Annotated in this window: 25 protein-coding genes and 1 pseudogene; 2 read left to right on the top strand and 24 right to left on the bottom strand. The window is 70.1% G+C overall.

What is annotated here, in order from left to right; all coding sequences use genetic code 11:
* Nucleotides 1–32 precede the first annotated feature (32 nt).
* The 4 genes from frr to rpsB form a co-directional block, all read right to left on the bottom strand.
* Nucleotides 33–590, bottom strand: coding sequence for a ribosome recycling factor (frr, locus tag ABII15_RS27740; RefSeq protein ID WP_353944974.1), 558 nt, complete (start codon nt 588–590; stop codon nt 33–35).
* 189 nt (nt 591–779) lie between these two features.
* Nucleotides 780–1,553, bottom strand: a complete 774-nt coding sequence (gene pyrH / locus ABII15_RS27735; RefSeq protein WP_111668220.1) for a UMP kinase — start codon at nt 1,551–1,553, stop codon at nt 780–782.
* A 171-nt stretch (nt 1,554–1,724) separates the two neighbouring features.
* Entirely contained in the window at nt 1,725–2,561 is an 837-nt protein-coding gene (gene tsf / locus ABII15_RS27730; protein ID WP_353944973.1) for a translation elongation factor Ts, read from the bottom strand.
* A 131-nt stretch (nt 2,562–2,692) separates the two neighbouring features.
* Complete coding sequence (gene rpsB, locus ABII15_RS27725) at nt 2,693–3,601, bottom strand: 30S ribosomal protein S2 (protein WP_353944972.1); 909 nt, start codon at nt 3,599–3,601, stop codon at nt 2,693–2,695.
* A gap of 289 nt (nt 3,602–3,890) precedes the next feature.
* On the opposite strand from rpsB, the pseudogene ABII15_RS27720 reads away from it, so the two are divergent.
* A pseudogene (locus ABII15_RS27720) lies at nt 3,891–4,370 on the top strand (M23 family metallopeptidase); the annotation flags it as partial.
* Nucleotides 4,371–4,741: 371 nt separating this feature from the next.
* Here ABII15_RS27720 and ABII15_RS27715 read toward each other — a convergent pair.
* The 18 genes from ABII15_RS27715 to proS all read right to left on the bottom strand — a co-directional run bounded on the left by ABII15_RS27715 (nt 4,742) and on the right by proS (nt 19,472).
* Nucleotides 4,742–5,299, bottom strand: coding sequence for a helix-turn-helix domain-containing protein (locus ABII15_RS27715; protein WP_353947228.1), 558 nt, complete (start codon nt 5,297–5,299; stop codon nt 4,742–4,744).
* A gap of 150 nt (nt 5,300–5,449) precedes the next feature.
* On the bottom strand, nt 5,450–6,289 hold the full coding sequence (gene whiG / locus ABII15_RS27710) for an RNA polymerase sigma factor WhiG (protein WP_353944971.1): 840 nt from the start codon (nt 6,287–6,289) through the stop codon (nt 5,450–5,452).
* A gap of 386 nt (nt 6,290–6,675) precedes the next feature.
* The gene (dprA, locus tag ABII15_RS27705; protein WP_353944970.1) at nt 6,676–7,854 is read right to left on the bottom strand and encodes a DNA-processing protein DprA; all 1,179 of its coding nucleotides are present in this window, start codon (nt 7,852–7,854) and stop codon (nt 6,676–6,678) included.
* Entirely contained in the window at nt 7,851–9,470 is a 1,620-nt protein-coding gene (locus ABII15_RS27700) for a YifB family Mg chelatase-like AAA ATPase (RefSeq protein ID WP_353944969.1), read from the bottom strand. The genes dprA and ABII15_RS27700 overlap by 4 nt, the downstream gene beginning before the upstream one ends.
* Nucleotide 9,471: 1 nt before the next feature.
* Nucleotides 9,472–9,927 (bottom strand): YraN family protein, encoded by a 456-nt coding sequence (locus tag ABII15_RS27695; protein ID WP_353947227.1) that lies wholly within the window; start codon nt 9,925–9,927, stop codon nt 9,472–9,474.
* A gap of 24 nt (nt 9,928–9,951) precedes the next feature.
* On the bottom strand, nt 9,952–10,260 hold the full coding sequence (locus ABII15_RS27690; RefSeq protein ID WP_005311352.1) for a DUF2469 domain-containing protein: 309 nt from the start codon (nt 10,258–10,260) through the stop codon (nt 9,952–9,954).
* Nucleotides 10,261–10,315: 55 nt separating this feature from the next.
* On the bottom strand, nt 10,316–10,834 hold the full coding sequence (locus tag ABII15_RS27685) for an NUDIX hydrolase (RefSeq protein WP_353944968.1): 519 nt from the start codon (nt 10,832–10,834) through the stop codon (nt 10,316–10,318).
* Complete coding sequence (gene lepB, locus ABII15_RS27680) at nt 10,827–11,564, bottom strand: signal peptidase I (RefSeq protein WP_353944967.1); 738 nt, start codon at nt 11,562–11,564, stop codon at nt 10,827–10,829. The genes ABII15_RS27685 and lepB (ABII15_RS27680) overlap by 8 nt, the downstream gene beginning before the upstream one ends.
* Nucleotides 11,565–11,656: 92 nt before the next feature.
* Nucleotides 11,657–12,622 (bottom strand): signal peptidase I, encoded by a 966-nt coding sequence (lepB, locus tag ABII15_RS27675; RefSeq protein WP_353944966.1) that lies wholly within the window; start codon nt 12,620–12,622, stop codon nt 11,657–11,659.
* Nucleotides 12,510–13,613 (bottom strand): signal peptidase I, encoded by a 1,104-nt coding sequence (gene lepB, locus ABII15_RS27670; RefSeq protein ID WP_353944965.1) that lies wholly within the window; start codon nt 13,611–13,613, stop codon nt 12,510–12,512. The genes lepB (ABII15_RS27675) and lepB (ABII15_RS27670) overlap by 113 nt, the downstream gene beginning before the upstream one ends.
* Complete coding sequence (lepB, locus tag ABII15_RS27665; RefSeq protein ID WP_353944964.1) at nt 13,606–14,334, bottom strand: signal peptidase I; 729 nt, start codon at nt 14,332–14,334, stop codon at nt 13,606–13,608. Before lepB (ABII15_RS27665) ends, lepB (ABII15_RS27670) begins: the two co-directional genes overlap by 8 nt.
* Before the next feature lie 45 nt (nt 14,335–14,379).
* Nucleotides 14,380–14,730 (bottom strand): 50S ribosomal protein L19, encoded by a 351-nt coding sequence (gene rplS, locus ABII15_RS27660; protein WP_018531094.1) that lies wholly within the window; start codon nt 14,728–14,730, stop codon nt 14,380–14,382.
* A 132-nt stretch (nt 14,731–14,862) separates the two neighbouring features.
* The gene (gene trmD, locus ABII15_RS27655) at nt 14,863–15,684 is read right to left on the bottom strand and encodes a tRNA (guanosine(37)-N1)-methyltransferase TrmD (protein WP_353944963.1); all 822 of its coding nucleotides are present in this window, start codon (nt 15,682–15,684) and stop codon (nt 14,863–14,865) included.
* Nucleotides 15,681–16,241: a ribosome maturation factor RimM gene (rimM, locus tag ABII15_RS27650; protein ID WP_353944962.1), complete on the bottom strand. Its 561-nt coding sequence runs from the start codon at nt 16,239–16,241 to the stop codon at nt 15,681–15,683. The genes trmD and rimM overlap by 4 nt, the downstream gene beginning before the upstream one ends.
* Before the next feature lie 80 nt (nt 16,242–16,321).
* A complete protein-coding gene (locus ABII15_RS27645; RefSeq protein WP_005311361.1) occupies nt 16,322–16,561 on the bottom strand; it encodes an RNA-binding protein in 240 nt (79 codons plus the stop codon).
* A 2-nt stretch (nt 16,562–16,563) separates the two neighbouring features.
* Nucleotides 16,564–16,986 carry a 30S ribosomal protein S16 gene (gene rpsP, locus ABII15_RS27640; protein WP_351450283.1) on the bottom strand — a complete coding sequence of 141 codons (423 nt, stop codon included), beginning with the start codon at nt 16,984–16,986 and terminating at the stop codon, nt 16,564–16,566.
* Between the two features lie 215 nt (nt 16,987–17,201).
* A complete protein-coding gene (locus ABII15_RS27635; protein ID WP_111668203.1) occupies nt 17,202–17,798 on the bottom strand; it encodes a hypothetical protein in 597 nt (198 codons plus the stop codon).
* A 258-nt stretch (nt 17,799–18,056) separates the two neighbouring features.
* A complete protein-coding gene (gene proS / locus ABII15_RS27630; RefSeq protein WP_353944961.1) occupies nt 18,057–19,472 on the bottom strand; it encodes a proline--tRNA ligase in 1,416 nt (471 codons plus the stop codon).
* A gap of 257 nt (nt 19,473–19,729) precedes the next feature.
* Here proS and ABII15_RS27625 point away from each other — a divergent pair, with 257 nt between their 5' ends.
* Complete coding sequence (locus ABII15_RS27625) at nt 19,730–20,590, top strand: SAM-dependent methyltransferase (RefSeq protein ID WP_353944960.1); 861 nt, start codon at nt 19,730–19,732, stop codon at nt 20,588–20,590.
* A gap of 12 nt (nt 20,591–20,602) precedes the next feature.
* On the opposite strand, the gene ftsH is transcribed toward ABII15_RS27625, so the two are convergent.
* Complete coding sequence (ftsH, locus tag ABII15_RS27620) at nt 20,603–22,546, bottom strand: ATP-dependent zinc metalloprotease FtsH (protein ID WP_353944959.1); 1,944 nt, start codon at nt 22,544–22,546, stop codon at nt 20,603–20,605.
* A gap of 140 nt (nt 22,547–22,686) precedes the next feature.
* Nucleotides 22,687–24,246 (bottom strand): signal recognition particle protein, encoded by a 1,560-nt coding sequence (ffh, locus tag ABII15_RS27615; protein ID WP_353944958.1) that lies wholly within the window; start codon nt 24,244–24,246, stop codon nt 22,687–22,689.
* Nucleotides 24,247–24,484 lie beyond the last annotated feature (238 nt).

The following is a 24,484-nucleotide window of genomic DNA, read 5'->3' as shown; positions in this document are numbered from 1 at the left end:
GGATTCCTCGAACCTCGATCTTCCGCGCTGCCTCAGACTTCGAGCAGCTCGGCTTCCTTGTGCTTGAGCAGCTCGTCGACCTGGGCCACGTACTTGGCGGTGGTGTCGTCCAGCTCCTTCTCGCCGCGACGGCCCTCGTCCTCGCCGATGTCGCCGTCCTTGATCGCCTTGTCGATGGCTTCCTTGGCCTTGCGGCGGACGGAGCGGATGGACACCTTGCTGTCCTCCGCCTTGCTCTTGGCGACCTTGATGTAGTCGCGGCGGCGCTCCTCGGTGAGCTCGGGGAACGTCACACGAATGATGTTGCCGTCGTTGCTCGGGTTGACGCCCAGGTCCGAGTCACGGATCGCCTGCTCGATGTTGCGCAGCGCGCTCTTGTCGAACGGGGTCACCACGGCCATCCGCGGCTCCGGCACCGAGAACGAGGCGAGCTGGTTGATCGGCGTCAGCGCGCCGTAGTAGTCGGCCACGATCTTGTTGAACATCGCCGGGTGCGCACGGCCGGTGCGGATCGCGGCGAAGTCCTCCTTGGCGACCACGACGGCCTTCTCCATCTTCTCCTCGGCCTCGAGGAGGGTCTCTTCGATCACCACTTGCTCCTGCGTGTCTTGAGTGAGGCCCGGCGTGCACGGGGGCGGCCGGCTGCGTCGCGTCTGTTGCTTCCCGCGCGGTGTGATCGCGCGGCTTCCTGCGGTGTCCTGCGGTCCTGCGGTGTCCTTGCACGGTGTCCGACCGGCAGGACATTGTCCATCCCCTGCGGGGTGTCACGGACCCGAGGGTCAGGCGCGGGTGCCCTGCTCGCCCACCAGCGTCCCGATCTTCTCACCCTTGACCGCGCGCGCGATATTGCCCGACGTGAGGAGCTCGAAGACGAGGATCGGCAGCTTGTTGTCGCGGCACAGGGTGATGGCGGTCATGTCGGCGACCTTCAGGTCGCGCGTGATGACCTCGCCGTAGCTGAGCGCGTCGAACTTCACGGCCCCGGGGTTGGTCTTCGGGTCCGAGTCGTAGACACCGTCGACACCGTTCTTGCCCATGAGCAGCGCCTCGGCGTCGATCTCCAGGGCGCGCTGCGCGGCGGTGGTGTCGGTGGAGAAGTACGGCATGCCCATGCCGGCGCCGAAGATCACGACGCGGCCCTTCTCCAGGTGGCGCACGGCCCGCAGCGGGATGTACGGCTCGGCGACCTGGCCCATCGTGATGGCGGTCTGGACGCGGCTGTCGATGCCCTCCTTCTCCAGGAAGTCCTGGAGGGCCAGGCAGTTCATGACCGTACCGAGCATGCCCATGTAGTCGGAACGGGCCCGGTCCATGCCGCGCTGCTGGAGCTCGGCACCGCGGAAGAAGTTGCCGCCGCCGATGACGACGGCGATCTGCGCCCCGTCGCGGACGACGGCCGCGATCTCACGGGCGATGGCGTGCACCACGTCGGGGTCGACACCCAGACCCCCGCCCCCGGCGAACGCCTCACCGGAGAGCTTCAGCAGAAAGCGCCCAGCGCCTTTGCCGTCGTCGCTCTTGTCGCCCTTGTCTGCTGCCTGGGTGCTGGTCATGGATTCTCGCCTCTTCTTGCTTGGCACACATACGAAGGAGACCATTGCCGATGGGGTGTTTCGCATCCCATGTGCGGCAATGGCCTCCTCGTCACATCTGCGGTCGTCCGGTGCGTACCCGGACGACTGCTGTCGACCCTAGCGGGGTCTCGCGTCGGGCGCGGTACGGACTCAGATGCCGACCTTGATGCGCGAGAAGCGCTTCAGGGTGACACCGGCCTCCTGGAGGACCTTCTCGACCGACTTCTTGTTGTCGAGCGCGTACGGCTGACCGAGGAGGGTGACCTCCTTGAAGAAGCCGTTGACGCGACCCTCGACGATCTTCGGGAGCGCGGCCTCGGGCTTGCCCTCGGCGCGGGTGGTCTCCTCGGCGACGCGACGCTCGGACTCGACGACCTCGGCCGGGACGTCGTCCTTGGTGAGGTACTTCGGCGCGAAGGCGGCGATGTGCTGCGCGACACCCTTGGCGAGGTCGGCGTCGGCCTTGTCCAGCTCGACCAGGACACCGATCTGCGGGGGCAGGTCGGGCATGGTGCGGTGCATGTACGCGGTGACGTACGCGCCGGAGAACTGGGCGAAGCGCTCCAGGACGATCTTCTCGCCCAGGGTGGCGTTGGCCTCGTCGACGTACGCCTGGACGGTCTTGCCGGCCTCGATCTCGGAGGCGAGCAGGGCGTCGATGTCGGCGGGCGACGTCTTGGCGATGTGCGCGGCCAGCTCGTTGGCGACGGCCTGGAACTTCTCGCCCTTGGCGACGAAGTCCGTCTCGCACTTCAGCTCGACGATGACGCCGGTGGAGTTGTCGTCGGCGATGAGGGAGACGACAGCGCCGTTCTCGGCGGAGCGGCCCTCGCGCTTGGCGACGCCCTTCTGGCCCTTGATGCGCAGCGCCTCGACGGCCTTGTCGACGTTGCCCTCGGCCTCGTCGAGCGCCTTCTTGCAGTCCATCATGCCGGCGCCCGTGAGCTCACGGAGCTTCTTGACGTCAGCGGCGGTGTAGTTCGCCATGATCCTGGTTTTCTCTCTACGAAGTCTGAAGTGTCTGACGACGAAAGGTCGTACGGAGGACGGTCACGGGTGAACGGCGGGGGCCTTGTGGGGCCCCCGCCGTCACCTCATGAAACCGAATCCCGTACGGGTCAGGCCTGCTCGGCGTCCGCGGCCGGGGCCTCGGCGGCGGGCGCCTCGGCAGCGGGGGCCTCGGCGGCAGCGGCGTCGGCGGCCGGAGCGGCCTCCTCAGCCTTCTCGTCGGCCTTCTCGTCGGCCTTCTTCTCGCCCTCGAGCAGGTCGCGCTCCCACTCGGCGAGCGGCTCGCCCTGGGCCTTCTCGCCCGGCTTCGAGTCACCGGTGGCCACGCCGGAACGGGCGATGAGGCCCTCGGCGACGGCGTCGGCGATCACGCGGGTGAGCAGGGTGACGGAGCGGATCGCGTCGTCGTTGCCCGGGATCTTGTAGTCGACCTCGTCGGGGTCACAGTTCGTGTCGAGGATCGCGACGACCGGGATGTTGAGCTTCCGGGCCTCGCCGACAGCGATGTGCTCCTTCTTGGTGTCCACGATCCAGACGGCGCTGGGAACCTTGGACATCTCGCGGATACCGCCGAGGGTCTTCTCCAGCTTGGCCTTCTCGCGCGAGAGCACGAGAAGCTCCTTCTTGGTGAGACCGGACGCGGCGACGTCCTCGAAGTCGATCTGCTCGAGCTCCTTGAGGCGCTGCAGACGCTTGTAGACGGTCGAGAAGTTGGTGAGCATGCCGCCCAGCCAGCGCTGGTTCACGTAGGGCATGCCGACGCGGGTCGCCTGCTCGGCGATCGCCTCCTGCGCCTGCTTCTTCGTACCGACGAACATGACCGTGCCGCCGTGGGCGACGGTCTCCTTGACGAACTCGTAGGCGCGGTCGATGTACGACAGCGACTGGAGCAGGTCGATGATGTAGATGCCGTTGCGCTCCGTGAAGATGAAGCGCTTCATCTTCGGGTTCCAACGACGGGTCTGGTGACCGAAGTGGACGCCGCTCTCCAGCAGCTCCCGCATCGTGACGACGGCCATGGCCGTACTCCTCTGAGTGTTCTCGGTTGTTTCCTGACGTCCCGAGCGCGCCTGCCTCGTGCGTGAGCACGGGACCGAAAGGCGCTGACACGAACCCGAACGGGCCCGGTGTCGGGGCGTGCGAAGTCGATCCGGTGGCCCGGATCGCCACATGAAGTGTACGGGACCCTGGAGGTACCGGGTGACGCCGCTGTCCACAACCGGCCGGTAGTCCACGTTTCCCGGCCAAGATCCCCCGGGACGAGTCCGATCGCGGATCATCTCCGCCATGCGACGACTACTCTGCGTGATGTTTTTGCTGGCGGCGCTGTCCGCCGGAACACCGGCGCACGCGGCCGGTCTCTGGCCGGTGGGCGACCGACCCGCGGTGGTACGCGCCTGGTCCCCACCGGCGTCACCCTACGGTCCTGGCCACCGCGGCGTTGACCTGGCGGCCCCGATCGGCGCCCCGGTGCGGGCACAGGCCGCCGGCCGGATCTCCTTCGCGGGCCGGGTGGCGGGCCGGGGCGTGATCTCCGTGGAGCTGGCGGGCACCGGGGATCCGCCCCTGCGTACGACGTACGAGCCGGTGGCGGCGACGGTGGCGGAGGGCGACGAGGTCGCGCCGGGTCAGGTGATCGGCACCCTGGAACTCCCGACGGGCCACTGCCCGCCCACGGCACCGTCCTGCCTGCACTGGGGCCTGCGGCGGGGCGCCACCTACCTGGACCCGCTGTCCCTACTGGACCCCTCCCTACGAACCCCCACCCCACCCCGCCTACTCCCCATCTGGCCCCCACCCCCACCTACGACACGACCGTCTCGGGCCACCCATTCACCGTGGACAGCGCCTACGCCCCGGCTGACACCACCGCCTTGGACCGCCCATTCGCCATGGGCAGCGCCTACGCCCCGGGGGACGCCGCCGTCCTGGACCGCCCACGCCCCGGGTGACGCCGCCGTCTTGGGCAATCTGCCGCCATGGGCGGCAGGGTGGGCAAGGCGGCACCCCGGCGCGGGGTGAGCGCTCCGATGGGGCCCGGCCACGGCGCCGCAGCGCAGGCCCGAGGAACGGCGCCGGAGCACAGGCCCGAAGGGCGGGATCTCAGCACAGGCCGCACGGCGGGACCTCGGCGCGGCGCCGGCCGGAAAAGCAGGGCTTCAGCCCTGAACGCCCCGCAGCGCCATGCCCACGGCGGCATCCACGATCACACCCGGCTCCTCGGCGGCCCCGAGCTCGATCCGCCGCACCGCGGCATCGACAACGCCCTGCACCAGCATCGCCGCCAGCCGCGGCTGCCCGTGCCCCATCTCCCCGAGCGCCTCGACGATCATCGCGACGAGCCCCCCGTGCGCGGCCCGGATCTTCTCCCGCGCCCCGGCGTCCAGCTCGCTCGCGGAGATCGCGACGACAGCCCGGTGCCGCCGGTCCCCGACCAGCGCCAGCTGCTCCCGCACATACGCCTCGACCTTGCCCTGCGGCGTCGCGGCCCGCGCCATCCCGGCCTCGACCTCGGCGGCCCACACCGGGAAGTCGACAGCGCACAGCTCCTCGACCACACCCGCGCGGGACTTGAAGTACTCGTACACGGACGACCGCGCGAGCCCCGTCCGCTCCGCGAGCGCGGGGAACGTCAGCGCCTCCGTCCCACCCTCGGACAGCAGGGAACGCGCGGCATCCAGAAGAGCCGCGCGCTGCATCGACCGGTGCTCGGCCACAGAGGCCGCTCGAATCCTTGGCACACATCCACTGTACGGACGCGCCGCCCGCTACGGGAGCCTCGGCGGTCACGGCGGCCCGTCGCCCGGCCACGGCGGGCCGCCGATCACGGCAGGGACGATTCACCACCGCAGGTCGCCCAAGCGCCCTCAGCGTCCGAAACTCGCCAGCTTCGCCCGCAGCTGCAACACCGACTTCGTGTGGATCTGGCTGACCCGGCTCTCCGTCACGCCCAGCACGTTGCCGATCTCGGCGAGGGTCAGCCCCTCGTAGTAGTAGAGCGTGACGACGGTCTTCTCCCGCTCGGGCAGCGTATTGATCGCCCGCGCCAGGAACCGCCGCAGCTCACGGTCCTCGGCGACCTCCACCGGATTGTCGGCGGCCTGGTCCTCCAGGGTGTCCATGAGGCTGAGCCGGTCACCGCCCTCGCCCCCGACGTGCAGCAGCTCCTCCAGGGCCACCACGTTCGCCAGCGACAACTGGCTGAAAACCGCGTGCAGTTCCTCCAGCGCCACACCCATCTCCTCGGCCACCTCGCTCTCCGAGGGCGAGCGCCGCAGCTTGGCCTCCAACGTGGCGTAGGCCCGCTCCACGTTGCGCGCCTTCTGCCGCACGGAGCGAGGAATCCAGTCCAGGGCCCGCAATTCGTCGATCATGGCGCCGCGGATCCGGGTGATCGCGTACGTCTCGAACTTGATCTCCCGCTCGATGTCGAACTTCTCGATCGCGTCGATCAGCCCGAACACCCCGGACGAGACGAAGTCGGCCTGCTCGACATTGGGCGGCAGCCCGACGCTCACCCGGCCCGCGACGTACTTCACCAGCGGCGAGTAGTGCAGGATCAACTGCTCCCGCAGGCGCTCGTCGCCCGTCGCCTTGTACGACCTCCACAGCTCCTCGAGCGAGGAGGGGGCCGGAGGCCGCACGCTGGAGCCGCGGGCTGCGGGGGGAACCGCCGCCCGGTCGGATCCGGAGGTGTGCTGTGGCATGCGCCGCCTTGTGCCGTTCTGCTGCTTGCCGAGTGAGTCGGAGAGGGTGCCCCGGGTCGGGGCCTGGACCTGAGTGCCCGTGGTCCGGGTCGTGGGAGCCGCTGGGATCTTTTTGCTGGTGAAGATGGAGTCTTGCCCGTCTAGTGATGACTGGTGCCGAGCTGCCTGCCTGATTACGGATTGAGGTGACGAACCCGAATCCTGGTGAGCGTAGCGTGACTGCGGCGTCGCAGTGTGCGAAGGGTGGGGGATCGTACGCGCGCAGATACGTTCCCTTGGGGGACTTGCGCGGACGGTTCCGGTACCGAACGCGATCAGGACAGAGCGTCAACTGCCGGAATTGCCAAGGTCATCGAGGGGTCATCCGGACGGCGCAACACCATGGCTCAGGATTCGCCTCCGCCCGTGAAGACCGACCGGTTCGCCTGGCGTGTCAACTTCCAGCCGTCGCCGTGTCGTTCGACGAACCCCAACGAGCGCAGTTCGTACAGCCGACCGGTCGTGTCGTCGTCCGTCGCGCCGGCCTCCCTCCCGATCTCGGCGAGCGTCCGGGTCCCGTGCGCCGGCACCGCGGCGAGCACCCGCGCGGTCGCCGGGGCCAGCAGGTCGCGCGGCACCACGGGCCCGCGTCGCTCCGGGGCGAGCTGCCCCATCTCACCGACCAGCTCGACGACTTCCTCGGCATCCGTCACCAGCACCCCCTCCTTGCGCAACAGTTCGTGGACTCCGGCGGACACGGCGCTGGTCGCGGGACCCGGCACCCCCATCGCATGCCGCCCCAGCCGCAGCGCCCAGCGGGCCGTGCCGAGCGCTCCGCTGCGGTAGGCCGCCTCGACGACGACCGTGCCTCTGGTGAGGGCGGCGATCACCCGGTTCCGCAGGATGAAGCGGCTGGGCGTGGGGTGCGCGCCCGGCGGCAACTCACTCACCACCAGTCCCTGTTCCGCGACCCGGCCGATCAACTGCTCGTGCCCGCGCGGGTAGGTGCGATCGATGCCGCAGGCGAGGATCGCCACCGTGGCCCCGGTGGCGCCGAGGGCTCCTCGATGGGCCGCGGCGTCGATCCCGTACGCGCCGCCCGAGACGACCACCCAGCCGCGCTCGGCGAGCCCGGCGCCCAGGCTCGCGCCCATCCGCACCCCGTAGTCGGTGCAGGCCCGTGCCCCCACGACGGCCACCGAGCGCAGCGCCCACATCCGCAGGGAGGGACCGCCCCGCACCCACAGCCCGAGGGGGCGCGCGTCCCCCAGATCGTCCAGCTGCCCCGGCCACTCGGGGTCCCCCGGGCACACGAAGCGTGCCCCGATCCGGCCGGCCCGGGTCAGGTCGAGCTCCGCGGGCGGCGCTTCCCCGGCCCGCGCGACCAGCCCCGCCCAGCGCGCCTCGCTCACCCCGGGCAGCGCCGGATCCGTCGCCCCCGCGTCCGCCTCGTCGACGCGCCGTACGGTCTCCACGGCTCCGAACTCCCGCAGCCACCGCCCGGCCGGCTCCCACCCCGGCTCGACGATCCGGGTCAGCCGGGCCCGCGCGAGCCGCACATCGTCCGGGACGCTCCGCCCGGTCATGTGCCGGACCCGATCGTCATGGGCGCCCCGCGCGAGATGCCGGTCCGCAGTTGCAGGGCGAGCGCCACATCCTGGGCGCAGGGCCGATCGCGTCCGGCGAGGTCGGCCACGGTCCAGGCCACCCGCAGCACCCGGTCGAGCCCGCGTGCGGTCAGGAAGCCGCGCTCCAGGTCCAGTTCGGCCTCGTCCAGGGCGCCCGGGGCGGCCGGCCACCGGGTGCGCAGGGTGTGCCCCGGCACTTCGCTGTTGGTCCGCCACGGAGATTCCGCGAACCGGGCCGCCGCCCGCTCCCTGGCCTGGCGCACCCGGTCGGCGACGAGTCGGGTGGAGTCGCCGCGCGGTCCGTACCCGGCGAGTTCGTTGCGCGTGACGGGGTCGACCTCGACGCGCAGGTCGACCCGGTCGAGCAGCGGGCCGGAGAGCCGGGACTGATAACGCCGGACCGCGGCGGGCGGGCAGTCGCACTCGCCGCCGTGGACCCGGAACTGCCCGCAGGGACAGGGGTTCGCGGCGAGTGCCATCAGGAAGCGTGCGGGCAACCGCACCACTCCCGCGCTGCGGGCGATGACGACATGCCCCGCCTCCAGCGGCTGCCGCAGCGCGTCGAGCGCCTGCCCGCTGAACTCCGGCGCCTCGTCGAGGAAGAGCACTCCGCGGTGGGACAGCGAGACGGCCCCCGGCCGCGCCATGCCCGGTCCGCCGCCGACCAGGGACTGCATGGTCGCCGAGTGGTGCGGCGCGCAGTACGGCGCGATGTCGATCATCGACTTGCCCGGTGGCAGCATGCCCGCCACCGAGTGGATCGCGGTGACCTCCAGCGACTCCTCGCGGGTGAGCGGGGGCAGGATCGCGGGCAGCCGCTCGGCGAGCATGGTCTTGCCCGCGCCCGGCGGCCCCGACAGCATCACGTGGTGGCCGCCCGCGGCGGCGACCTCGATCGCGGTGCGGGCCGACAGCTGTCCGACGACATCGGCGAGATCGAGACCCGGTCCGTCCTGCGGCAGGCCGCCGATCCCGGTGCCCGCCCCGCTGCCGGGCATGCTCAGCCCGGCCAGCATGGGATCGGGGCGGCCGTGCGTCTCCGGCTCCTCGTCCGGCACCGGCTCGTCCGCGAGGACCGCGATGAGCTGGCGCAGGCTGCGCACGCCGAGGACGGAGATCCCCGGCACCAGCGCGGCCTCGCCCGCCGTGGACTCCGGGACCACCACCTGCTCGTAGCCCGCGTCGGCCGCGGCGAGCACGGCCGGGAGCACCCCGCGCACCGGCCGCACCCGGCCGTCCAGCCCCAGCTCCCCGATCATCACGATGTCGGCGAGGATCCGCGGGTCGATCCGCTCGGCCGCGCCGAGCACGGCGCACGCGACAGCGAGATCGAAACCCGAACCACTCTTGGGCACGGAGGCCGGGCTCAGCCCCACGGTGAGCTTCTTCTGCGGCCAGTCCCCGCCCGAATTGACCACGGCGGCCCTGACCCGGTCCCGGCTCTCCACCAGGCTCTTGTCGGGCAGTCCCACGAGGGTGAAGGCCGCGATGCCCGGCTCCAGGTCGGCCTGCACCTCGACGACGACGCCCTCGACCCCCACCAGGGCCACGGAACACGTGCGTGCGAATCCCATCTCAGGACACCCCCCGCACGTGCTCGACGCGGGGCGCGCCGCGCTCCGGCAGCAGGACGCCGACGAGGTCGATGCGCACCCCGCCGGGTGGCGCCCCGCCGTGCTCCTGCACCCATCGCTCGGCGAGATCACGCAACCGCCGCGCCTTGACCGGCGTGATGGACGCCATCGGGTCCTCGAAGGCCCTGTCCCGACCGGCGCCGCCCACGGCCCGGCGGGTCTTGACCTCGCACACGACGATCGCGTCGCCGTCCCGTGCCACGATGTCGATCTCGCCCGACCGACCCGCGCGCCAATTGCGCGCGAGCACCGTCATCCCGGCCTCGGCCAGCCGCCTCGCGGCCAGGTCCTCGCCGTACTTCCCCAGTGCGCTCTGTGCGTTCACGTCGGCACCACCTCCGACGCCCACGGTGACGCGGCGACGACAAGGAAGTGGATCTTGGTGAACTACTGGCAGGTTGTGGAAAACCCCGCCACCCGATCAGCTTCCCGGAAGCTCCAGGTCGCTCTTGTTCAGTTCTTCGATATTCACGTCCTTGAACGTGAGAACACGGACCTGCTTCACGAACCTGGCAGGCCGGTACATGTCCCACACCCAGGCGTCCGCCATCGACACCTCGAAGAACACCTCACCCTGGACCGAGTGCACCTGCATCTCGTAGTCATTGGTGAGGTAAAAACGCCGCTCGGTCTCGATCACATATTTGAACAGACCGACGACGTCGCGGTACTCCCGGTAGAGCTTCAGCTCCATCTCGGTCTCGTACTTCTCGAGGTCCTCGGCGCTCATGGCATGTTCCCCTTCAGCCGTGCGTCCCCCTATTGTGCGCCAGTCTCCGGGGCCTCTAGACGATTTCCGTGTCGAGGACCAGCGGCCGGCTCGGGGGACCTTCGACGAGCAGCCGGTTCAGCAGCTCGGCGAGTCTGGTCGGATACACCGTCTCATGCGCTTCGGCCAGTTCCCGGTACGTCCACCAGCGTGCTCCGACGACGCTGCGCCGTTCCAGGTCGGTCAGGCCCGTTTCGTTGATCATCGGCCCCGCCTCCGAGGCCGTCGGGCGACGGGTGCGGGCCAGGAAGTACCACTCGTCCTGATCCCAGCGCCGCCCGGCGAACGGGAAGGAGCACGAGCGCTCCCACAGCACCGGGCCCAGCTCGACGTCCGTCATGCCGGTCTCCTCGGCGAGTTCCCGCAGCGCCGCCTGGGCGCGCGTCTCGTCGCCCTCCAGGCCGCCGCCCGGGGTGAACCACCAGTCGTCGGCCGGGTCGTCCGGCTCGTGCCCGTGCAGCAGCAGGATGCGGTTGTCCGGATCGAGCAGCACGACCCGGGCCACCTTGCGCCGCTCGTCCCCCGGCTCAGGCACGGACCGGCTCCGTGCGGGTCCGCGAGCGCCGCGAACGCTTCGCGATCGGGCCGTACGCGGCCCCGCCCAGCACCAGCACCGCGCCGGCCACCACCGCGTACACCATCCACGTGAGCGGTCCGGGGTTCGAGATGCCGCCGGGCAGCTCCTCGAAGCCGGTGGGCCTGGCCAGCATGCCGTCCAGCGGCCAGGCCACGGCGTCCACCCGGGCCCGTACGGCGCCGCGCTCCACCGAGCCGTGCTCCGCGTCGCTGAGGTGGACGGTGGAGTCCAGGGAGCCGCTGCGCTCGTCACCGAGCAGGAAGAGACGGCCCTTCGGCACCGTCGTGGACTTGATGCCGGTGATCGAGGCGCTCATACCGCCCTGCAGATACGGTTCGTCGATCTTCTTGCCGTTGACGGTCAGCTTGCCGTCGGTACAGCAGGCGATCTTGTCGCCGCCGATGCCGACGACCCGCTTCACCATCGGCAGGTCGCCCCAGCTCGCCTCCTGGAAGACGACGACGTCACCGCGCTTGACCACACTGCCGTCGATCCGCTGCGCGAGGACCCGGTCGCCCGCGCCGATCGTCGGCGTCATCGATGCGGTGGGCACCGTGTACGGCTGGTACACGAAGGCACCCCACACGAATCCGCCGAGGAACAGCACACAGCCGAGGGCCACGGCTATGCCCGACAGCATGCTGCCGGCCTTGCCGTGGCCCTCGTCCGTACGACGTGTCCTGCTCATCCCAGTTGCTCCCCCGCGTCGGAGAAATCGATCTCGCGGTCCGGCCCCGCAATGGCGCGGACCACGGAAGATCGGCGATCTGGGACGGCACCCTACCCGGCGGTACCGGTGCCAGAAACCCTGGTGTTCCCGTCGGTAAGCCCCTTGGTGATCTTGCGCCTGCGCCAGATCACCAGCGGCACCGCGCCCGCGAGACCGAGCGCGCCGGGAGCCGCGCTCGCCGCCGCGTTGATCCCGGACTGGTCGAAGGTGTCCGGCACGGGCAGCGTGGACCAGTGCGTGGGCGGCCAGGCGACGACGATCGCGCGGCCCACGACGTTGTCCACCGGGACGAAGCCGGAGTTCTTGTCGTTCTGGTGGTAGCGGGAGTCCATGGAGTCCTGGCGGTGGTCACCCATGACCCAAACTTTGCCCGCGGGTACCTTCACCTTGAACGTTCCGCCCGCGTTGTCCGCGCTGCACGGGGTGTTGCCCGCGTAGACGTACGACGACTCGTTCAGCGCCTTGCCGTTCACCTTGAGCGGGCCCGTGCCCGAGCACTCGACAGTGTCGCCCGCGACGCCGATGACGCGCTTGATGAGGTCCTTCTCGTCGGCGGACGGCATCAGGCCGACCCAGCTGAGCACCTGCTGGATCGCGTTCGGATCCGCCGTCGGCTCGCCCTCCAGCCAGTCGGCCGGGTCGTGGAAGACGATGACCTCGCCACGCTCCGGCTTCGAGCCGAACCAGGGCGTGAGCTTGTCGACGAGCACCCGGTCGCCGATCTTCAGCGTGTTCTCCATCGACGCCGACGGGATCGAGAACGCCTGGACCAGGAACGTCTTGATGAGCAGGGCCAGGACCAGCGCGATACCGATCAGCAGCGGCAGTTCCTTCCAGAAGGAACGGGGCTTCTTCTGCTGCCTGCCGGGGTCGTCACCGCCCCCGGTATCCGCCTGCACACCCTCACCGGCTGCGGGCCCCTGGTCCGTCACGGCCGGGTTCGCCGCGTCGTCGGAACGCCCGGGCTGCTCTTCGGGCCCCTGCCCTGACCGTGCGCCGACCGCCAAGTCCCCCACATCCACTCCTCACTCCGTGCCGCTGCCTGATCCCTACGCGATGCAGGCCCACCACTCCCATAACGAGCGGGAGTTCCGCAGGGGTCGGGAGGGGGATCATTCCGTCCGAATCCGATGCGTTCGAACTCGGGACGGCGCTGTTCGTGGTGGCCACCTTATGCGACGCGCCGGACGCGGCGGTCGATCCGTCACCTTGCGCGTCGGCCACGGCCGAGAAGGTCCCGGGCTCGCCCAGGGTGGACCAGTTGCCGATCGGCCAGACGATGGCACGGGCCCGTCCGACCACCGAATCCTCGGAGACCGTGCCGTGGTAGGCCTCGGTGAGGTGGTAGCGGGAGTCCGCCGAGTTGGCGCGGTGATCCCCCATGACGAACAGCCGGCCTTCGGGAACCTTCACCGAAAAATCGAACTTGGAGGGAGTGTTGCCGGGATGGATGTAGGAAGTCTCGTTCAGCGGCGTCCCGTTCACGGTGACACGGCCCTGCTTGTCGCAGCACTTCACGGTGTCGCCGCCGACACCGACGACCCGCTTGATCAGATCGCGGTCGTTGTCGGAGGGCAGCAGACCGATCCAGGTCAGGCCCTCCTTGACCTGCTTGACGCCGACCGGCGGGTCCTTCTTCTGGCCCGTCTCCGCCGTCAGCCACTTGCCGGGGTCCTTGAAGACGACGACATCACCGCGGTGCACCTCGGCACCGAACCACGGCGTGAGCTTGTCCACCACGACCCGGTCACCGATCTTGATCGTCTGCTCCATGGAGCCGGACGGGATCACGAAGGCCTGGACGAGGAACGTCTTCAGGACCAGGGCTACGAGCAGGGCCACGCCTATGAGGAGCGGTATCTCCTTGATCGCCGAGCGTCGGCGCCTGCGCTTCACCTTGCGTGCGAGCTTGCGCCGCTCCGCCCGGCCCGGGTGCGCGGGCCCGCTGGTGGGCCGGCTCCCGGTGGGCAGCCGCTCGTCGCCGTGCGCCTTGCCCCGCCTACCCATGGGAACCGCCGGATGCGGGCACGCGCGCGTAGACGTCCGGCCGGGACAGGGAACGCCAGTGTCCGGTCGGCCAGGCGACCCACTCCGCCTTGCCGATCACATGGTCGAGAGGGAGGAAACCGCCGCCGGGCGCGCCCAGGAGTTCGCGGGAGTCCCGGGAGTCGCCGCGGTGGTCACCGAGGAGGAAGAGGGTCCCGTCGGGAACCTTGATGTCGAACGACACCTCGGAGGGCGCGTCCCCGGCGTGCAGCAGGGAGCGCTCGTTCACCGGCTGGTCGTTCACCTCGATCCTCCCCCCGCTGTCGCAGCAGACCACGTGGTCTCCGCCCACACCCACGACCCGCTTGATGTAGTCGCCGTCACCGAAGTACCCGTCGCCGTCGAAGACGATCACGTCTCCGCGCTCCGGTTCGGCACCGAAACGGTACGCCAACTTATTTACGAGAACGCGGTCCCCGATCCTCAATGTGGACTCCATGGAGCCGCTGGGGATCTGGAACGGCTGCATCACGAACACGCTGAAGGCGAGCAGCAGCGCCAGGCAGCTGAGCAGTGCGAGCGTCACGCGTCCGCCGGGCAGCCAGGCGGCGACCGCGTCGACGCCCCGGGACAGGGCGTTCCCCGAACGCAAAGAGGAGCGCGACCGGTCCTCCTCGCCCTCCGGGTGTTCCGCGGGCTGGGAGGAGCGGTCGCGCTCCACGTGCTGTGCTTCGGTGTCCATCGAGGCCAGATGCTATCCGGCGACGCTGTGACCCCGAACGCGAGATCAGTTCTCGCGCTTCTCCTTGATCTTCGCGGCCTTGCCGCGCAGCTCGCGCAGGTAGTACAGCTTGGCGCGGCGGACGTCACCCTTGGTGACGAGCTCGATCTTCTCGACGATCGGGGTGTGGACCGGGAAGGTGCGCTCCACGCCGACGGAGAAGGAGACCTTGCGGACCGTGAAGGTCTCGCGGACGCCGGCGCCCTGGCGGCGGATGACTACGCCCTTGAACTGCTGCACACGGGAGCGGTTGCCCTCGATGACGCGGACGTGGACGTTGACGGTGTCGCCCGGGCGGAAGGCCGGGACGTCGCTGCGCAGCGACGCGGCGTCGACGGAGTCGAGCAGGTGAGACATGATCGTCTGCTTTCTTCGCCGATGCCACAGGTCATCGGCGGGAGGTATGCGATGAGTTTCGGTAGCTGATCGCGTCGGGCCTTGCGTCGTTCCCCCTGTGGCAGGGGCGCAGGCTGGACGTACAGCAGCGGCCTATTCTTCCACGGCTCCGGGCGTTGGCCCAAATCGTCCGTCGGGGCCGGGACCCCAGCCCAGGATCGAGAGCATTTCGCGGTCCTTCTTGTCGAAGGCCTTGGGGTCGGTGCGCTCGATCAGGTCGGGGCGGTTGCGCGTGGTGCGGCGCAGCGCCTCGTCCCGCCGCCAGCGGGCGATCTTGCCGTGGTGGCCGCTGAGCAGCACGTCGGGGATGTCCCGGCCGCGCCACTCGGGCGGCTTGGTGTAGACGGGCCCTTCGAGGAGGTTCGCCATGTCGCCCGGCGCGAAGGAGTCGTCCTGGTGCGAGGCGGCGTTGCCGAGGACGCCCGGCAGCAGGCGGGCCACGGCCTCGGTGATCACGAGGACGGCGGCTTCCCCGCCCGCGAGGACGTAGTCGCCGATGGAGACCTCGTAGACCGGCATACGGGTCGCGTACTCGTCGATGACGCGGCGGTCGATGCCCTCGTAGCGCGCGGGCGCGAAGACCAGCCAGGGGCGCTCGGAGAGCTCGACGGCGAGTTCCTGGGTGAAGGGGCGCCCGGAGGGCGTGGGAACGACCAGGACGGGCCCGTGGGCCCCGCTCTCGTACCCGTCGGCGAGCACGTCGTCGAGGCAGTCGCCCCACGGCTCGGTCTTCATGACCATGCCGGGGCCGCCGCCGTAGGGGGTGTCGTCGACCGTGTTGTGGCGGTCGTACGTCCACTGCCGCAAGTCGTGCGTGTGGACGTCGAGTTGCCCGCGCGCGCGAGCCTTGCCGACCAGGGAGACGTTCAGCGGTTCGAGGTATTCGGGGAAGATCGTGACGACGTCGAGCCTCATGCGGACTCCTCCTCCACGGAGTCCTCGCGCGACGACGCGATCTCGGCGCGGTCGTCGATCAGGCCGGGCGGCGGGTCGATGACCGCCTTCTGCTCCTCCAGGTCGATCTCGGTGACGATCTCCTCGACGAACGGGATCATGACCTCGCTGCCGTCGGGCCGCTCCACGATGAACAGGTCCTGCGAGGGCAGGTGCGAGATCTCGGTGATCCGGCCGACCTCGGTGCCGTCGACCGTGACGACGTCGAGGTCCATGAGCTGGTGGTCGTAGAACTCGTCCTCGTCCTCCGGCAGCTCCTCCGGGTCGACCTCGGCGATCAGGAGGGTGTTGCGCAGCGCCTCCGCCGCGGTCCGGTCCCGTACGCCCGCGAAGCGCAGCATCAGCCGGCCGGAGTGCACCCGCCCGGACTCGATGGTGAGCGGCCCGGTGGAGGCGGGGTCGGTGGCGAGCACCGCACCGGGGCCGAGCCGCAGCTCGGGCTCGTCGGTGCGCACCTCGACGGTGACTTCGCCCTTGATGCCGTGGGCGCGGCCGATGCGCCCGACTACCAACTGCACGTCGGAATCTCTCCTGTCATACGACTAGGGCCGGGGACGGCCCGTAAGCCCTCCCCGGCCCGAGCCGGTGTTCAACTTTGTCAGCGGACCTGGTCCACGTCGACGAGGTCGACGCGGATGCCACGGCCGCCGATGGCGCCCACGACGGTACGCAGAGCGCGCGCGGTGCGGCCGTTGCGGCCGATCACCTTGCCGAGGTCGTCGGGGTGGACCCGGACCTCCAGCACGCGCCCGCGGCGCAGGTTGCGCGAGGCGACCTGCACGTCGTCGGGGTTGTCGACGATGCCCTTCACGAGGTGCTCAAGAGCCTCCTCGAGCATGCTCAGGCCTCGGTCGACTCGGACGCAGCCTCAGCGGCCTCGTCCTTCTTCTCAGCCTTCTTCTTCTGGGTGATGGCCTCACCCTTGGGCTCGTCGGCCGTGGCCAGCGCCTCGAAGGAGGGGCGAGCGGACTTCGGCTCGGCGACCTTCAGCGGCTCCGGGGCGGGCAGACCCTTGTGCTTCTGCCAGTCACCGGTGAGCTTCAGGATGGCCATGACCGGCTCGGTCGGCTGCGCGCCGACACCCAGCCAGTACTGCGCGCGCTCCGAGTCGACCTCGATGCGCGAGGGGTTCTGCACCGGGTGGTACAGACCGATCTCCTCGATGGCCCGGCCGTCACGGCGGGTACGGGAGTCGGCGACGACGATGCGGTAGTGAGGCGAACGGATCTTGCCCAGACGCTTCAGCTTGATCTTGACTGCCACGGGAGTGGTGTCTCCTGGTCTTGACGTGGGTGGGCACGGCGAGATTGCCGCGTGGGGTTGCGGTACCCGAGTGCCCGATGGACGCGTCAGCCGGAGGAGAGAGGGGTCCTGTGCGGCTGTCGAGTACAGCTAGCCATTGTGCCATATGCCGAGGGGGCGACCGAACCGGAGTACGGTCGCCCCACCTCACCCCACCAGGAGCGGGAACCCGCCGGTCACCCGGCGGCCGCGCCCACCACTTCGGGGATCCGGAACGGCTTGCCGCAGCCGCCGCACACGATCGGCGCCTGGGCGAGCACCGACGGTACGACCCGGACGTTGCGACCGCAGTCGCAGACGGCCTTGACCCGGACGCCGCCCCCGGAGGAGCCGTGCCGTGCGGCCGGTCCGCGGAAGCTGCGCTTGGTGTCGGCGGCCGTGGCCGCCGTGTGCGCCTTCAGCGCGCGCTGGAGACGCTCGATCGTCTGGCGGTAGCGCTGCTTCGCCTCCGGGTTGAGCGTGACCAGGGAGAAACCACTGCTCGGGTGCGGCTCCTCGGGGTGGTCGAGGCCCAGCTCCTCGGCGATGGCCAGGAATCTGCGGTTGTGGTACCGGCCGGCGCGTGAGGTGTCGCGGATTCCGCGCGCGGCTGCGATGCCATGGACTGCCTCGTGAAGCAGTCGCTCGAAGGAGAGTTCGTGTCCGCAGGCGGACGACGACTCCCCGATCAGGGATTCGGGCGCGGCAAGATCCGGCAGTTCGGGGTGGTGCCGCTGAATGTCGGCCCACGCCCCTGCCAGCTCTGCGGCGAGAACAGGTGGTGTCGTGCTCACGTCGTGACAACGAGCCGGGGTGCCTCCGTGTTCCTATTCCGGGGCATCCCAAATAATTTGCACGTACCAGTCAGTTGTCGCTGATGCGTCCTGACGAGGGCGGGTGCGCTGATCTGCGGAGAAGAAGCACAGCCCGCACCAAGGTGGTGCGTAGTGTCACGTACGCCCCGGCGCGTAGATGGAGCTACGCGCCGGGGGCCGGATGCGCAAGAGACGGTTTCGGCCTCAACAGGGCTCGGTCGCTCTCAGCCGGTCGCCTCAGTAGGCGCGCGCCACGACCGCGACGTTACCGGGTGCGTCGTCCGCGTCCGGCACCGCCCCGTCCGCGGTGAGCAGACACCGTACGGACACCGCGTGCTCGGCCAGTTTCGCCTCGCCCGCCTCGCCGAGGGTGGCCCACGGGATGCGGGCCCAGCCGCCGGCCGTCGCCGCCTCGACGGCCTCGTCGACCGTGGTGACATCGCTCGTACGGGACACGCGCCGCTCGCGCGACTGCTTCAGCAGGAGTGCCTGGTCCGCTTCGAGGACGCCGGGCAGGAGGGCGGCGAGCCCGTCGATCGCGACCGGTTCCTTGCCGCCGGGGATGCGGCGGGCCAGCATCGCGGTCCCGTTCTCCAGGTCGCGCGGGCCGACCTCGACGCGGACCGGCACGCCCTTCAGCTCCCAGTCGACGGCGCGGCGCCCGAAGGGGGTGTCCGTGCGGTCGTCGACGTGGACGCGGATGCCGGCCGCCTTGAGCGACGCACCGATCTCGCGCACCTTGGCGAGCACCGCCGCGTCGTCCTTGACGGCGAGGACGACGACCTGGGTGGGCGCGAGGCGCGGCGGTACGCGCAGGCCGTTGTCGTCGCCGTGCATCATCACCAGGGCGCCGATCATGCGGGTCGTCGAGCCCCAGGAGGTCTGCCAGACGAGTTCCTGCTTGCCCTCCTTGGAGAGGTACTGCGTGTGGAACGCCTTGGCGAAGTTCTGGCCGAGTTCGTGGCTGGTGCCCATCTGGAGGGCCTTGCCGTCGCCCATCATCCCTTCGAGGGTCAGGGTGTTGACGGCGCCCGCGAAGCGCTCCTTCGGGGTCTTGCGGCCCAGGACGACGTCCATGGCGAGCACGTTCTCCATGAAGTCGGCGTACACGTGCCGGTGGATGCGCGCCGCGAAGTCGCGCGCCTCCTCGTAGGTGGCGTGCGCGGTGTGGCCCTCCTGCCAGAGGAACTCGGTCGTGCGCAGGAAGAGGCGGGGCCGCAGTTCCCAGCGGACCACGTTGGCCCACTGGTTGATGAGCAGGGGCAGGTCGCGGTAGCTCTGGATCCACTTGGCGAAGTAGTCGTTGACGATCATCTCGGAGGTGGGGCGGACGACGGCGGGCTCCTCCAGCTCCTTGCCGCCGCCGTGTGTGACCACGGCCAGTTCGGGTGCGAAGCCCTCGACGTGGTCGGCCTCCTTGGTGAGGTACGACTGCGGGATCAGGAGCGGGAAGTACGCGTTCTGCGTGCCGGTCTCCTTGATGCGCGCGTCCATGTCCTGCTGCATCCGCTCCCACAGGCCGTAGCCGTACGGTCGGATGACCATCGTGCCGCGCACCGGTCCGTTGTCCGCCAGTTCGGCCTTGGCGACGATGTCCTGGTACCAGCGCGGGAAGTCTTCCGCCTGGGGCGTGAGAACGGGTGCTTTGGGCATGGCGCGCATGCTACGGGGATGACTGCGGAGCACGGGAATCCTTTTCGCCCGTATGCCCAGGCGTGCACCCGTCATATGACCCTCCGGGGGGCGCACGACGGAGCACGCGCGCATTGCGCACACGCCTGCCCGACACCCCCTAGACGTGGCGGACGATGCGGAGTTTTCTGGCATACGGGGGGAGCGCGAGCAGGGCGCGAAAACGACACGAATCGGCGACAACTCTCGGCATCTCTCGGCGAATTGGGGAACTTTCCATGACACCTACGCTCGTGCAGCGGCACCTATCCCACGCGGCGCCCGTGCCGCGCGCGGACCTGTGCGCACGCGCGCGTGACTGGGCGGAAATACAGGAACGCATGCTGGTCCCGCTCTACGAAGCGGTGTACGAGCGGCTCGAGGTCGGCTCCGGCACCCGTCTGCTGGGGCTCGGCTGCGGTTCCGGTCTCGCTCTCCTCATGGCGGCGTCCCGCGGCGCGGCCGTGACCGGCGTGGAGTCCGCCGAACCCGAGCGGCTCGCACTCGCCCGCGAGCGGCTGCTGCCCGAGACCTGGGCGGGGCACCGCGGACCGCGGACCCGGCTCACGGACGGCAGCGACGACAGCATCGTGGCGGCGCCCGGCGACGAGCCGTACGGCATCATCACCGCCTTCGAGCCGATCGGCTGCACGGCCGGCGACTCGGAGGGACTCTCGGCGCTCCTGGAGAGCGCGGCGCCGCTCGCCGCGCGGGGCTCCGCCGTCGTACTGGTCGGCTGGGGTCCTCCGGAGCGCTGCACCGCCTCGTCCGTGCTGCGGGTGGCCACGAAGCTGGCCGACCCGCTGCGCACCGCGGCCAGCTGGCGCCCCGCCACCCGCGACGACCTGGAGGAGGTCGCCCAGCGGGCCGGACTGCGGCCCGACGGCTCCGGCCGGGTGGCGTGCCCCTTCGGTTACGCGGACACGGAGAGCGCGCTCAAGGGGCTGCTGTCCACCGGTCTGTTCGACGCGGCCGTGGGAGCGACGGACCCGACCCAGGTCGACAAGGAGGTGACGGAGGCGCTCCAGCCGTATGTGCGCAGGGACGGCACGGTGTGGATGCCCAACGTCTTCCGGTATCTGATCGCCCGTACCGCCTGAGGCGCGGGCGGGTCAGTCCTTGGTGAGCCGGGTGACACCGGCGACCCGGTAGGCGTCGGCCTCCTCCAGGGTCTCGTTCTCCAGGAGCGCCGCCGCCAGGGCGTCCAGCTGGTCACGATGGTCGCGCAGTTTGCGGCACGCCTCGTCGTAGCACTCGTCCACGATGCGGCGCATCTCCGTGTCGATCGTGTCCAGGGTGTCGGGGGCGGCGGCGAGCCCGTACGCCTGCTGGGCGTCGTTCGGCAGCGCGGAGAGGCGGCCGACCTTCTCGCTCATGCCCCAGCGGGCGACCATGCCGCGGGCGATGTTGGTGACCTGCTCCAGGTCGTTCTCCGCACCGGTCGTGATGACCCCGTAGACGACCTGCTCGGCCGCCATACCGCCGAGCGCGCCGATGATGCGGCCCCGGAGGTACTCCTCCGTGTACGCGTATTTGTCGGAGTCCGGCGTGGACAGCGTGACGCCCAGGGCACGGCCGCGCGGCACGATCGTGATCTTGCGGACCGGGTCGGCGCCGGGCTGCAGCATGCCGAGCAGGGCGTGGCCGCTCTCGTGGTAGGCGGTGCGGCGGCGCTCCTCGTCGGGCATCACCAGCGGCCGCTCGGCGCCCAGCTGGACCTTCTCCAGCGCCTCGGAGAGGTCGGTCTGGGTGACCTGCTTCTGCTTGCGCTTGACCGCGAGGAGGGCCGCCTCGTTGGCGAGGTTGGAGAGTTCGGCGCCGGTCATGCCCGGCGTCGTACGGGCCACCTGCGCGAGGTCCACGTCGTCGGCGAGCGGGATCTGCCGCGTGTGGATCTTGAGGATGGACTCGCGGCCGCCGCGGTCGGGCGGCGAGACGTTGACGATGCGGTCGAAGCGGCCCGGCCGGGTCAGGGCCGGGTCCAGGACGTCGGCGCGGTTGGTGGCGGCGATGACGATGACGCCCTCGGAGCCGGAGAAACCGTCCATCTCGGTGAGGATCTGGTTCAGGGTCTGCTCGCGCTCGTCGTGGCCGCCCATGCCGCTGCCGCCGCCCCGCGCGCGGCCGATGGTGTCGATCTCGTCGATGAAGATGATCGAGGGCGCGACCTTGCGGGCCTCGGCGAAGAGTTCCCGGACGCGGGAGGCGCCGACGCCGACGATCATCTCGATGAACTCGGAGGCGGAGGCCGAGAAGAACGGGACGCCCGCCTCCCCCGCGACCGCTCGCGCGAGCAGCGTCTTACCGGTTCCCGGCGGGCCCGCGAGCAGCACGCCGCGCGGCATCTTGGCGCCCATGGCGCGGTACGCGTCGGGGTTCTTCAGGAAGTCGACGACGTCGTTGAGCTCGCCCTCCACCTCGTCGATGCCGGCGACGTCGTCGAAGGTGGTGCGTTTCTTGCCGGGTTCCAGCTCGACCGGTTTCGGCGGCTGTTTGCGGCCGAGCATGCCGCCCGCGCCGCCGCCCATGCCCTGGCTCATCCGCCGCGCGATGAAGATCCACAGGACGACGAGGAGCAGCATCGGGGCGAGCGAGATGAGCAGGTTGGACAGGAAGCTGCGTTCCTGGACGACCGGTTCGGCGGTCACCGTGACGTCGTGCTTCTCCAGGTTCGCCCAGAGGTCGTCGTCCGCGAAGGAGGGCCGCTGCGTCGTGAACTTCGTGTAGTTCTTGGACCGGCTGTCGCTGTCGTCCGGGGTGGGCTGCTCCTTCTTGAGCTGGCCCTGGATCGCGTCACCCTTCGCGTAGATCTTGGTGACGTTGTCGTTGGCGACCTGCTTGCTGAACTCGGTGTACGAGATGGTCGGCTCGTCGCCCTGGTTGAAGAAGGACAGGACCAGGTTGGCGATGAGGTAGACGATCAGGGCCGTCAGGATGAGGCCGCCCCAGCCGCCGGGCATCTTGCGCTTGGGCGGCGGCTGCGGGGGCGGGGGCGGCGCGCCCTCCGAACGCCAGGGCTGATCGGTGCGATCGCGCGGGGGTACTGGGTTCGCCACGCCTTGGCCCTCCTGCCGACTACCCATGATCCTTGGGCCCATCAGCGCACAGATCAGGACGGGCCGCCACCCGGGAGGACCAGCGCGAAGGGCCCGGAACCGATGCGGTTCCGGGCCCTTCGCGCGCGTATCCGGGCAGGTCAGCCCATGAACTTCTTGAACTCGTCGGGGAGCTCGAAGTCCTTGCCGCCCTGCTGGCCCGCGCCGGGCAGACCGAGCGCGCCGCCGGACTCGGCGGCGGCCGCGCGGCGGGCGGCCTCCTCCTGCTCCTGCTGCTTGCGCTTCATCGGGTTGCCGGAGCGCTGCTTGCCCTTGGCCTTCTTCGGCTGCTTCTTGGTCCGGCCGGCGCCGCCGCCCATGCCCGGCATCCCGGGCATCCCCGGCATGCCGCCGCCCTGGGCCATGCGGGACATCATCTTGCGGGCCTCGAAGAACCGCTCGACCAGGTTCTTGACCGCGCTGACCTCGACGCCGGAACCGCGGGCGATACGGGCGCGGCGCGAGCCGTTGATGATCGTGGCGTCGGCGCGCTCGGCCGGGGTCATCGACTTGATGATGGCGGCCGTGCGGTCGACGTCGCGCTCGTCGAGGTTGTTGATCTGGTCCTTCATCTGCGCCATGCCGGGCAGCATGCCGAGCAGCTTGGAGATGGAGCCCATCTTCCTGACCTGCTCCATCTGCGCCAGGAAGTCGTCGAGCGTGAAGTCCTGGCCCTTCTTGGAGGCCAGCTTCGAGGCCATCTTCTCGGCCTCTTGCTGCGAGAAGGTCTGCTCGGCCTTCTCGATCAGCGTGAGCATGTCGCCCATGCCGAGGATGCGGGACGCCATGCGGTCCGGGTGGAACGCGTCGAAGTCGTCCAGCTTCTCGCCGTTCGAGGCGAACATGATCTGGCGGCCGGTGACGTGCGCGATGGAGAGCGCCGCACCACCGCGGGCGTCACCGTCGAGCTTGGAGAGCACCACGCCGTCGAAGCCGACGCCGTCGCGGAACGCCTCGGCCGTGTTGACCGCGTCCTGACCGATCATGGCGTCGACGACGAAGAGGATCTCGTCGGGGCTGACGGCGTCGCGGATGTCCGCGGCCTGCTGCATCAGCTCCTGGTCGATGCCGAGGCGGCCGGCGGTGTCGACGATGACCACGTCGTACACCTTGGACTTGGCGTACTCGACGGAGTCCTTGGCGACCTGGACGGGGTCGCCCACGCCGTTGCCCGGCTGCGGGGCGTAGATGCCCACGCCGGCGCGCTCGGCGACGACGCTCAGCTGGTTCACGGCGTTCGGGCGCTGGAGGTCGCAGGCGACGAGCAGCGGCGAGTGGCCCTGGGACTTCAGCCAGAGGCCGAGCTTTCCGGCCAGGGTGGTCTTACCCGCACCCTGCAGACCCGCGAGCATGATCACGGTCGGGCCGGTCTTGGCGAAGCGCAGCCGGCGGGTCTCGCCGCCGAGGATGCCGATGAGCTCCTCGTTGACGATCTTGATGACCTGCTGGGCGGGGTTGAGCGCCTGGGAGACCTCGGCGCCGGCCGCGCGCTCCTTGATCTGCTTGATGAAGGCGCGGACGACGGGCAGGGCGACGTCGGCCTCGAGCAGCGCGATACGGATCTCGCGGGCCGTGGCGTCGATGTCCGCTTCGCTCAGCCGGCCTTTGCCGCGGAGGTTCTTGAATGTCGCTGCGAGGCGATCGGAAAGAGTGTCGAACACGGCGGTCGCGAATCCTCGGGTCGGTGGGCGGTAGGGACAGGTCGCCCTCCAGGGTATCGGGCCGCAGGAGCTTGGTCTGCGGCCCGGTCACGCGAGTACGCCGCGCACCACGGGGCTCCGCCCCGGACCCCGCTCCTCAATCGCCGGAGAGGCTTGATTTCGAAGGACGCCGTCAGGGGCGCGAGGAACTGCGCGCTCAGCCACGCACCTCCCGCACCCGCCGACCGGCCCACTCCCC

The sequence above is a fragment of the Streptomyces sp. HUAS MG91 genome (assembly GCF_040529335.1).
In the GTDB taxonomy this organism is placed as follows: domain Bacteria; phylum Actinomycetota; class Actinomycetes; order Streptomycetales; family Streptomycetaceae; genus Streptomyces; species Streptomyces tabacisoli.
The sequence above is the reverse complement of the archived record's forward strand: the minus strand, read 5'-3'. Positions and strand labels throughout refer to the sequence as shown.